The following is an 11,786-nucleotide window of genomic DNA, read 5'->3' as shown; positions in this document are numbered from 1 at the left end:
GCTGCTAAAACGAAGAGTTCCGTTGTGGTTCAAGACGATCATTTTAAAGCAAATGCTTTTCTTTTAGGAAAAGAAGGATGGGCTATAAAAGGGACAGATATCCAGTTGTACCAAAAAACGGAAACGGGCTACCAAACGAATTTTACGATCCAAAACGCAGGTGCACTTGCGGGAACTTCCGAGTCGATCCGATTAACCTTAAAACAATCGGCATTACAGGATGTCTATCCAAAATTATATACACTGGCATTAACCAGTGGCGAAACAAGCATCCTGATCCCAAATGAACCGTATATTCCATTGACTCAAAGCATCGAATTGAACTATTCGGCTTCAGAAAGTGCGTATACAGGTGGAAAAATTTTAGCAAATAATTTAATAGCATCTCCAGCCTTAATAAAATCATCCAGCTTAATAAAGTCATCGAGTTTATTAAAATCATCCAAAAAACTCGAACTGAGTAATTCGGTTTTGGATAGTGCTGTTACGAGTCGAAGTATTCTGGCTAACACTAAAAAATCATCAAAAAACAAAGAAGTAACCTTGTTTTATGAAGATGCATTTGGTCAGACTGAAAAAGAAATGACACAGCTAAATATTGTACCGATTCACAAGCCAGGAGGCGAATTGTTTATCTGCCTGGATGCTAATCCAAGTGAAACAGTATCCTTGTTAATCCAGGCTTTGGAAGGAAGTGAAAACACGTTGGCAGATACTTTCGCAGACAATGAAAATATTGAATGGCATATTCTTTCTAAAAATACATGGAGAAGTCTTAAGGACAATATCCTAACAAACGAGACGAAACGATTCCTGGAATCCGGAATTCTGAAATTTAAGATTCCAAAGGATATTGATATAAACACAACCTTATTTGAGAAAAAAGGGACATGGATCAGAGCTACAACAAAAACAAGCTATGACGCCGTATGTAAAATTCAGGGGATTTATACACAAGCGGTTCGGGCTACTTTCCAGAATCAGGACAACGATTTGACACACCTGGATCATGGATTGGAAGCGGGAACCATCACAAAACTAATCACAAGAGTACCGCAGATTAAATCGGTTAGTCAGCCTTATAATTCGTTCGACGGAAAATATAAGGAAACTGACGCGGCTTTCTACAGACGTGTTAGCGAACGATTACGACACAAAAACAGAGCGATCACACAATGGGATTATGAGCACCTTGTTTTGCAGGAATTTCCAGAGGTTTTTATGGTGAAATGTTTGAACCATACGTCCGAAAAATCATTTATGGCGCCCGGTAATGTAACACTGGTTGTGATTCCGAATACAAAAAATAAAAATGCTTTCGACATCTATCAGCCACGAGTGAGTCGTGCCAGTTTGAACAAGATTCAAAACTATGTGAACGAATTAAATTCAATGCATGTTAAAACTCATGTGATCAATCCAAATTATCAGGAAGCTACTGTAAAAATAGAAGCGAAATTCTATAACGAATATGATGAGGCATTTTACAGCAAGCAATTGGACGAAGATATTAAAAAATTTATATCGCCTTGGGCTTTCGGAGATTCTGATGTAGTTTCTTTTAATGTGAAACTCAATGTAAATCAGTTGATTAATTATTTGGAGCAACTTTATTATGTTGATTATATCGACAGTTTACAGGTAATGATTAATGGTGAAATACAGACAAAATATTTAATTGAAGTAGATCCAAAATCCATATTAGTATCCGCAAAACAACATGAAGTGGTTATTGCAAAACAGGTATGTATTTAAACAAAACAAATAGATAAAAAATAGATAATTATGTCAGAAAATAGTCATATTAGTATACCTAAAAAAGTAGAAACCGAAGACCAGTTAGATTTTCAGTTCCTACGAAAGACAGGTATTCAATACATAGAAGAACTGGGGAGTAAACTTTGGACCGATTATAATTCTCATGATCCCGGGATCACTACTTTGGAAGTGTTAAGTTATGCCATTACCGATCTGGGCATGCGTATGAACCTTAATATGGAAGATATTTTGTCGTCTAAAGAGGCGGGTAAAAATATTGATAATCAATTTATTAAAGCAGCCGAAATTCTGCCTTCAAGACCATTGAATGAGCTGGATTACAGAAAATTATTTATCGATATTGGTTTAAAATCAGGAAGTAGCAGAGCCGTAAGTAACTGTTGGTTGCGTCCGCGGACAGAATTGATTTATGCCGATTGTGACTCCACAAGATTGGCGTTAAATCCGAACGATTTAGGCGTAGAAAAAACAAAAAGCTTCCCGGCAAAAGGGCTTTATGATCTTTATGTTGAATATGGAGAAGACCTTGATGGAGAAGCGCCAACCGACGTATGCGACAGATCGAACACCCGAATCAAAATTCTGGAGCGTTATCACGCCAACAGAAGCCTTTGTGAGGATTTAGTCGATATCAAAGAAGTTGAAACGCAAAGTATCGCAGTTTGTGCCCGGATTGGCGTTACAAACAAAGCCGATGAAGAGCTAGTACACGCAAAAGTGTTGCGAAGCATCAACAATTACCTGTCGCCGGAAGTGCATTTCTATTCCTTAAAGCAAATGCTTGACAAAGGGTATACGACCGATCAGATTTTTGACGGACCACTTTTGGATAATGGTTTTATCGATACCGAAGAACTTAAAAACAGCCAGCTAAGAAAAGAAGTACGGCTGTCCGATATCATCAATGTGATTATGAAAGTTGAAGGCGTTCAGGAAATTAAAGAAATTTCGATCGCCGGATGTGATGGTTCTTTACAACAAAGCGATGAATGGGTGATTTGTATCGGAGAAGGAAAAAAACCGGTGCTATGTGACCTAAGTTCGTTTAGCTATTCCAAAGGATCGCTTCCGTTAAATATCAATCGTAAAAAAGTAGACGCCTACCTGGAATCATTCCGATTGGAGCAGGAAGCACTTCGGGAAGATGCCCGATTAAACAAAACATTGGAAATACCTACGGGAACGGCCTATGACTTGGGTAATTATGCCTCTATTTTGAATGAATTCCCGGATACCTACGGTGTAGGAAAATCCGGAATTATTGGAAATCCGGGTGTAGAAAGAGAAGTACTTGCCAAACAATTACAAGGGTATTTGCTGTTTTTCGATAAAGTACTGGCCAGTTATTTCAAACATCTTGAAAAAGTAAAAGAAATACTGAGTGTTAACGGGACATTGAAAAGAACCTATTTTACTCAGGCACTGAAAGGAATTAATGGTTTTGAAACGCTGGTAAAGAATTATGTAACCAACGACGACGATAAGCTTACCGATTCTTTATATGAAGAACTGGACAATAGTGTAGAACGAAGAAACATGATTCTGGATCACTTGATTTCCCGTTTTGCAGAAACATTTAGCGATTATACCTTCCTGATGAAAACACTTTACGGTGCATCTACGGATGAAATTGTATTGCGAAACAAAGAAGTTTTCCTGGGCGAATACAGCACATTGAGTGCCGATAGAGGATTGGGACATAATTATACCCTGACAGCCGACGACGATTTATGGAACACCACTAACGTTTCCGGAGTACAAAAAAGAATTGCGCGATTGTTGGGAATGAAAGATTACAAGCACCGAAATGTGTCCAATTCGCCGGTTCAGATTATTGAAGTTACAGAAAACGGAGCGCCGGCTTTTAAATGGCGTATTAAGGATACTGCCGACAATACCGTTATTTTAAGCGGTGTTAAAAGCTATAAGATTGAGTATGGTGCTACGCATGCGCTAAACGAAGCGGTTTATCAAGCCATTCAGATTGATCAGGAAGATCTTGAAAACAAGCTGGACGTTACTTTTGATGGAGGCGAACGTATTGGAAACATCATCGTCCGTAAATCGGAAATGGAAAATTTCTACCTGGAAATTGTAGACGATTCCGAAGTGCCAGTAGTTATTGCATGTCATAAGAAAACAAACCCGTATACGACTCAGATTACCTTAAAAGACGGAATTCGCAACCTGGTTGATTATTTCAAATATCGTTTTACCGAAGAAGGAATGTTCTTGGTAGAACACATGTTATTAAAACCATCGGTTAAAAATTATGATTTGATGGGCGGTATCGGTTGTATGTCGATTGAAGACACCTTTATCGTGATGTATGACGGTGATGGTGGCTCTGGAGCTGCCGATCCGAATGCATTTATGACCACCTGCGAAGAGGGTTGTGAGGAAGCTGACAATATTTTTGATCCGTATTCTTACCGTGTCAGCGTAGTGCTTTCAGGATATGCCTATCGTTTTGCGGATTATGATTTTAGACGTTATGCCGAAACGGTTATCCGACAAGAACTTCCGGCACACGTTTTAGCAAAAATTTGTTGGGTTGGCGACAGACAGGGTGAGATCGAAACCGCGATGAGTGATCTGTCGGATTTCGAAAGGACCTATAAAAAATTCCTTCTCGATAAAGCACGAAATAATGTTAGCAGTTTGGGGAATAGTACCAAAGAATTATTGGATGCACTAACCAACCTGAACAATATCTATAAGCCGGGAAGGCTGTTAGACTGTGCCGTGGACGATAACGACAGTCTGGATGGAAAAATCATACTAGGACAATCAAACATATAAAACAGAAAAAGAATGAACACTAAATTAGATAATATCACGACCCAGTATAGAAAGTTCAACGTCAACCAGGCGTTAACCGAAGGGCAATTGAATGAATTTATTGATTATTTTGAAGATCAGGATCGTTTGTCAAGAACCAGATTAAATGGTGTTGGGATCGGTTGTGGTTTTGAAACCGGCTTTCAGACGGATATTGCGGGACGAATCTCGGTTGTAAATCCGGCGCAACCGCAACAGCAAGAGCAATTTCGATTTATCACAATTTCGCAAGGGGTAGGTGTTACCACCGATGGTGATCTGATCACGTTGCGTAAAAATATTCCTAATTCTAAAACGAAAGAGGTTAAAATAGGTGATACAAAATTCAAATATGCTTACTATAGACCGTATTTGGATACCTACAAATATCCGCATTTCTATAGCGGAAACACACAAATGTCGCTATTGGAATTGTTTACCGAGGAAGACTATCAGGCTTTGATCGCAAAAGGAGCCACGGCCAGTACCTTTCATCCGGTATCCGGATTACAACAGCAAGTACGAAATAAAATCGTAATCCTATATCTGGAAAGCTATTCGAATGAAGAAAGACCTTGCGAGAATGTCGATTGCGACAATAACGGTGCCGAACAGGTGGCCGATCTTAAAGTGCTTTTGGCAAACAGAAGCGACATGGATTTCTATGCGCTAAACAGTAATGGATACGACAGTATTTATCAACAGTACAATAACTACCAGTTACTTTATGAGCAGTTAAAAAACATTGAAGTGCCAAGAGTAATTCTGGATAGAAATGTTACAACGGAATTGGCTTTACGCACAAAATTCCAGAATGCTATTCAGAGTAGTACGCTTATTACCGATTTGGATGCTAGTTTTAATCTCATCGCAGAAATGTTTGATATTGAAATGGATTTTGGCGGGTTAAGCTTGAGAGATAAACTGGATCAGGCATTAAATACGAGTTTATACGATTATCAGTATCGCTATGACTTGTTAAAAGATTTAGTGGATACGTACAACGAAATCAAAGGATTAGTATTACACCTTAAGTCTGAATGTTGTCCGGATATGACCGCATTTCAAAAACACCTTTTGTTAGGACCTCTTGGGGCTCCTTTAAATCAGGGTGATCATACGCTTTACCGTCACGATTTTTATAATGCGCCAATCAATACCAATGAAGACGAAAACAAAGAAAAATTACTTTCATTGGCAAACCGTTTTACATTAAAACTTAAAAATTTCCAATCGTTCCGAGGGCCAATCGTTATTACGCCGTCTAACACCTATGTTGAATTAGGCGAAAAGGCCATCCCGTTTTATTATAATATAAATCAGGATCTGTTGGAGAAATGGGATTTCAAAAAAACGAAAAATTATAAAGAGAAGTATAATCTGAGTTACCATAAAACCAATTTGGCAACCGACGATTTTATTCGAAATCCGTTGTTGTACAATATGGATCACAACGATTATTATAGAGTTGAAGGTGCTGTTGGAATGCCGTATACGATTGCCATGCAAAATATTAATGCCCTTAGGGATAAATATGGATTGGCATTTAAAGTTTCCGGATTATCATTGGAAAAAAGCACTAGCAGATCGCTCAATGCAACTGTTACAACGGCTACTGCCGCGACAGCTACTGTTGCCACTGCTGCAACCACTGGCGCAGTAACCGCTCGGATGAGTGCCTTAGATAATGCTACAGCTGCTCAGGCTGATGCTTCAAATATTACTGCCGCTGCACCAAGTGATGGATCGACTGTGCCAGACACACCTGTTTTACCTCCTGCGCCGGAGTTAACGACGATATCAATCAAAGAGCTAAGAGCGCAATTGGGTTCTATCTCCAGCGATATCAGTAATCAGGTCAATTTGCAACAGACTTTACGAACAATATCCGGTTTGGATACGCAATTAAAATTGTTGAATACGATCGATTTTAAAGCAATCGATTCCGGGATTTCGATTGTGACACAAACGGCAAAAGAAGAAAAAGTAGATACCGAATTTTTAGGCGATTTCCTTGACCTGAAATCAGGATTGGAACATGGTTGTGGTGTGCCGATTGGCGGTACTTTATATCTGGTTTACAGATCGGAAGAACATAATACCGTTTTGGCTGATTTTGCATTGCCTTATTTATGTTGTTCGAAAAAAGATCCGGTGTTTATGGCATTGCCTTCTGCTAAATTATGTCAGAATGATGCGAAGATTCCGTTTACAATCATTCCTTTGGATGGCGACATCAAAGCATTTGTTGGAACTAAGGAAGTGAAAGTGGTTAGTAAAACCGCGGGTCAGAACTTCTTCGATCCAAGTCTTGTGGCCGCCGCCGATTTAGGTAAAACAATCACCTTTACCGTTAACGAAGATCCTGTGGAAGCCAAAATGATAGTACATGCATTGCCAAATGTAACGGTAACCGTTTCGGAACCAATTCATGGAGAAGTTCCAGATCATCCGGATGCAACGGTAGTATTTACGGTTAGCGAACCGCGTGCCGGTCTGACGTATGTGATGGATTTTGGCGATGGTAAAAAATCGTCAGGTTCAGTGCCATTAGATGGTAAAATCACAAACATATACAAACTTGTTGCCGGTCAGGAAGATACTTTCAGACCAACGATTACCATTTCGAACACCAACAATTGTGGTAAAAAATATGATCTTAAACCGATTGTAATCACAGGACAAACCACTGTGAAATGTTTATCCGGTTTAGAAGTCACGATTCAGTATCACGATACCAAAGGACCTTGTCCGGGTGGACACGCTTGTAACTCGGCTCGATTCAAGTTATTAGCGAACTCAATACAACTTGGTAATGCGGCCAATGGTAGCAACATTGTGAACTTAAATAATGGTAGCGCAGCGCTTCAGCCTGGACAGTTATATGCTGATGGAGAAACTTCCGGAAGATCACGTAAATGGGTTTATAGCATTTCGGCTGCGGAAGCACAGGCCATTGTTGCGGCAAACCAACCTAACGACGGATTCATTTCGTTCTCATTGGTTTGTGCAGACAGTTCTTGCCATAGCGGTGTAGCTTGGACTACATTGAAATTAGATGGTGCGGTAATTTATAACGGTTGTCCGAAAAATAACTTCTTAACTATTAACCCTTGTACAGGAGAAATAAAGAAATAATATGAGACTGATCGAACAATATGAAAAAGACGGAATCGTCATTGAGGCAAATAGTTTGCTTACCACAAGCGATGGCGTTATCGATATAAAACAAATTATGGTAATGAATAATGAAGAGGTTCTTTTTTGTTTTGATACCGTAGAAGATAGGGTTATTATGACGCAATCTGCCGATGCCTTTATAGCAAAATACAACAGCTATTTAGGAACGTTGGAGAAAAAAACAGCTCATGCAGATACGGGTTGTGGGTGCAAAAGTTGTAAGTAATGACATCTTTAAAATAGTTATAAACGCGTAATGCTTTAGAAAGATTAGGACCGATACTGCGGTTATAAGAACACCGTAATGATCGTCAGAATAACCGCAGTTTATCGTCCTAAGGGAAGCTGCTAAACCATTTAAATTATTAAAAATGAATTACAATTATCAATTAAATAAGATAGCAACCCAATACCGAAAATTTAGTAAAGGGCAAAGAGTAGAAGATCTACAATTTAACGAGTTCCTGGATTTTTTCGAAGATCAGGATCGTTTGTCTCGGGTTATGATGGAAGGCGTAGGAATTGTTTGTGGTTTAGAACCACAACCGATTTACGAAAATAACCAGCTAACCACTATAAATCTTTCACAAGGTGTTGCGGTCACTACAGATGGCGATTTGCTTACGCTAAACAAAAAAAGCAAAACCCAGGATTTAAGTGGCGACCTCTATATGGGCGAACTAAAAGACATAAACATATACGATAGAGACTATACGCATTGGAGAGTTTATGACAATAGTAAAGCCATGTATCCGCCTTTTCATAACAATTTAGAAGAACAGGAAGTTGAGCTTTGGGAATTGGCAACAGCCGAAGAAGCTACAAAAAATTTTCAGCCGTTGGCAACGCTTGGCGATTTCGCGAACAAGTACTTACTGCTTTATCTTGAAAGTTATGAAAAAGAAGTAAAACCATGTCGTGGCGTTGATTGTGATAATCATGGAATCCAACAAATTCGAAACCTAAAAGTATTGGTTACCACACAAAGTGGTGTGGATAAAATTCTGAGTAAGGATCACGTTTTTCCGGAACGCATGATTTCCGGAAGCACAACAACAGCTAGAAAATTAAAACGTGTTTTTGCAACACCAGAAATGGTAGTACCGGATAAATTAAGAGAGGCGTATAAAAATAATATGACAGAAAACGATTATGGATGGATGTTTTCGAATATTGATTTTATTTCTGGAAAAATGAACATTCCGTTGATCAACCGATCTGGCTTTGTGAGTACGCTAAACCAGCTTGCCGATCAAAGTAATAATTTCCAATATGCTTATGATGTTCTTAAAGACTTAGCGGAAACGTATGCCGAAATTGTCAAATTATTGCCAAATTCATTTACGAGATCGTTGCCCGATGTAGCCTCTTTTCCAAATCATGTCATACTAGGGAAAATGATTCCAACAGCCGGATACGATTATACCAGACATCAGTTTTATAATTCGCCGGTTTTGGACAGCGAAAAAAAGGCATTACGAGTTAGAACATTAATCGAACGCTTTAATGTCATGATCCTTTCGTTCCGAAATCCGACCCAAATTGGTACTGAAATTGTTATTACGCCATCAAAGCACAAAAGTGCGTTAGGAGATCGAGCCATTCCGTTTTATTATAACATTTCCGATGAGCTTTTACGCCTTTGGAATTTTGATAAAACAAGTAACAGGGATTTCGACACGAATTTAAATTATGATAAAACGAATCTTTCGTTAGCATATAACGTACAAATGCCGCTCGATTACAATATCGACAAGATGCCTTATTATCGTATTGAAGGACATCAGGGCGGTGATTATCGTGAGGCGGTTGACGTGATTCAGATGTTAAAAGATACGAAGCAGTTGGGCTTCGAAATTATGAGTGTGTCACTCGCGCAACTGGTTGATAATAAAGATTTTTATAAAGCTGATTTTGCCGATTATGTAGGGAAAAACCCAGGATTGGAACATAGAGGTGGCGCTTTTAGTGGTAGTACTTTTGTGATGGTCTATAAATCGGAAGAAGAACCACAGGTTATCGCCGATTTTACCTTGCCATATATCTGTTGTACGCCAAAAACACCGATTTCGTTAAGCCTTCCGTCTCCAACGGTTTGTAAAAACGGAAAACCGATGGTCTTTACCGTAACGCCGTCAAATGGCGTAGTAAAGGCAGTTGCCAGCAATGGACTTCTTGGCGGTGTGACAAAGGTCAACGGACAATATATGTTTGATCCGAGTCTGGTTGAACCAGGATTACAGAATCAGGAAATCAGTTTTACAGTAAACGGAAAAGCAACCAACTGTAAGGTTAAACTGTTACCGGTACCTGCCGTAACAATCAGTCCGGTCAAATTTGAATATCCGGAAGGCGATTCGACGCGAACTGTTGTAACGTTTAACGTTTCAAATACGAATGGAGTAGCATATGAGTATCAATGGGATTTTCTGGGTAATGGAAGCTATGTAACTATCAAACCGGATACTTTAGGTAATGTTAAAAATATATTCTTTAATACCGCTCGAAGAAACCCGATAAATGTACTGGTTTCAACAGCTAGTGGCTGTTCTCAGGTGGTAACGCTTCCAAATTGGTACGTGCCGGAACAACCACAAACCGGAACACCGCCTACGGTAAGCCTTACGCCTTCCCATACGAACGTGTCTGTACCCGAAGGAAACTCGGTAAAGATTTCTAAAGTAGTAACACCTGGAACCGGTCTTATCACAGATTCAAGTTATATATGGACCGCTAGTGATCCTAGTGTGATTCTCTATGTAGATTCTAACCCGATAGGGGTTGCATTCACTCAAGCCGGAGTCTTTACGATTACATTAACGGTTAAAGATTCGAATAATTTACAAGGGTCTGCTTCGCTTCAGTTTGATGTGAAAGCACTGGCTACTATTACGAGTTTAGTTGTGAGCCCATCAGCGCCAACAACCAATGATCAGATTACTGTTCGGGCGGTTACGAGTAATCCAAGTAATATTCAGGGATTAGAATATGAATGGAGTTTGGACGGTGTATTAAAGGAACGCACATCCACAAATATTTTGAATTTTGGGCAGCTTCCTGTGGGCCAGAGACGGATTGATGTGTTTTTGAGCAGCAGTACAGGTGGTTATCATTCACATTTGGGAAGTACAGCTGAAGTTAATGTTCAGGAGGCTGAAATGCGAGGCGGAACATCGTTCCTGGGAAACACCCTGATTACGATGTATGATGGAAATAAAAAGAAAATTCAGGAGATTGTAGTGGGTGATCGATTAAAATCCAAAACAGGGATTGTTACGGTTCTGAAGACGGTGAATTATATGGACGAAGTAAGGTTGTACCGATTGAATGATCAAAACCATTTTATAACCGGAGCACATCCGGTTGGTACCAATCAGGGATGGAAATCGTTTGAACCTGAAAAAACAGAACAGTTTGTTACGTCTGTTCCGGTAAGCTTATTGCAAGTAGATAATTTGCTTTATAAAGAAGATACAAAACATTATCCGCTACAATATGCCGATTTTATAACGGGACTGTATAGAGTGTATAATCTCGAAGTAGGCGGAACAAGAGACTATTTTGCGAATGGCTATTGGGTTTATAGTGAGATTGAACAACTGCCACCAGTGTAGTTGTTGGACTTAGTAGGTTAAATTAATTGAGGTAATGAGCAGATTGAGGTTGTTTCATGACAGGTAAACGAAGGGCCGAAAGGCCCGACGTTTCTGTTTGTTTGATTTTTTGAGAATTTAAAGAAACCACGTTAATGGTTGGGTGGTGATATTTTACTATCGCCGGTTGTTTTTGCGTCTTGTACTTATAATGTTAAACAGTTTGGCTACATCTTTCAGGTGTATTTCAAAATCGTTGTAATAATCATTTAAAGAATGTAGCGTAATAATGCCGTTTTCAACATCGTGGTTGATGATACGTTTTACCAGAATGCCTTTTTCCTTATGGATAATTACAAAGTCCCATTTGTTATAATGCAGTTTGCTCATCCAGAAATCCTGTCTGATATTTCA

The 11,786-nt window shown here is 39.3% G+C and carries 6 protein-coding genes; 5 read left to right on the top strand and 1 reads right to left on the bottom strand.

Annotation, left to right across the window (positions count from 1 at the left end; translation table 11 throughout):
• From Q1R07_RS04020 to Q1R07_RS04000, 5 genes are all read left to right on the top strand, one after another.
• On the top strand, positions 1-1,755 hold a 1,755-nt coding region (locus Q1R07_RS04020; protein ID WP_300486243.1), incomplete at its 5' end, for a baseplate J/gp47 family protein.
• Positions 1,756-1,785: 30 nt separating this feature from the next.
• A complete protein-coding gene (locus tag Q1R07_RS04015; RefSeq protein ID WP_300486241.1) occupies positions 1,786-4,581 on the top strand; it encodes a hypothetical protein in 2,796 nt (931 codons plus the stop codon).
• Positions 4,582-4,593: 12 nt separating this feature from the next.
• Positions 4,594-7,737, top strand: coding sequence for a hypothetical protein (locus Q1R07_RS04010; protein WP_300486239.1), 3,144 nt, complete (start codon positions 4,594-4,596; stop codon positions 7,735-7,737).
• A gap of 1 nt (position 7,738) precedes the next feature.
• Positions 7,739-8,005 (top strand): hypothetical protein, encoded by a 267-nt coding sequence (locus Q1R07_RS04005; RefSeq protein WP_300486237.1) that lies wholly within the window; start codon positions 7,739-7,741, stop codon positions 8,003-8,005.
• Positions 8,006-8,150: 145 nt separating this feature from the next.
• The gene (locus Q1R07_RS04000) at positions 8,151-11,393 is read left to right on the top strand and encodes a hypothetical protein (protein ID WP_300486235.1); all 3,243 of its coding nucleotides are present in this window, start codon (positions 8,151-8,153) and stop codon (positions 11,391-11,393) included.
• A gap of 156 nt (positions 11,394-11,549) precedes the next feature.
• Here the strand turns inward: Q1R07_RS04000 and Q1R07_RS03995 are convergent, their stop codons facing one another.
• Positions 11,550-11,762, bottom strand: coding sequence for a hypothetical protein (locus tag Q1R07_RS03995; RefSeq protein WP_300486233.1), 213 nt, complete (start codon positions 11,760-11,762; stop codon positions 11,550-11,552).
• Between the last annotated feature and the right edge of the window lie 24 nt (positions 11,763-11,786).

The organism is Flavobacterium sp. (assembly GCF_030146175.1).
Classification (GTDB): domain Bacteria; phylum Bacteroidota; class Bacteroidia; order Flavobacteriales; family Flavobacteriaceae; genus Flavobacterium.
Note: the sequence above shows the minus strand (reverse complement) of the source record. Positions and strands in the feature narration are given on the sequence as shown.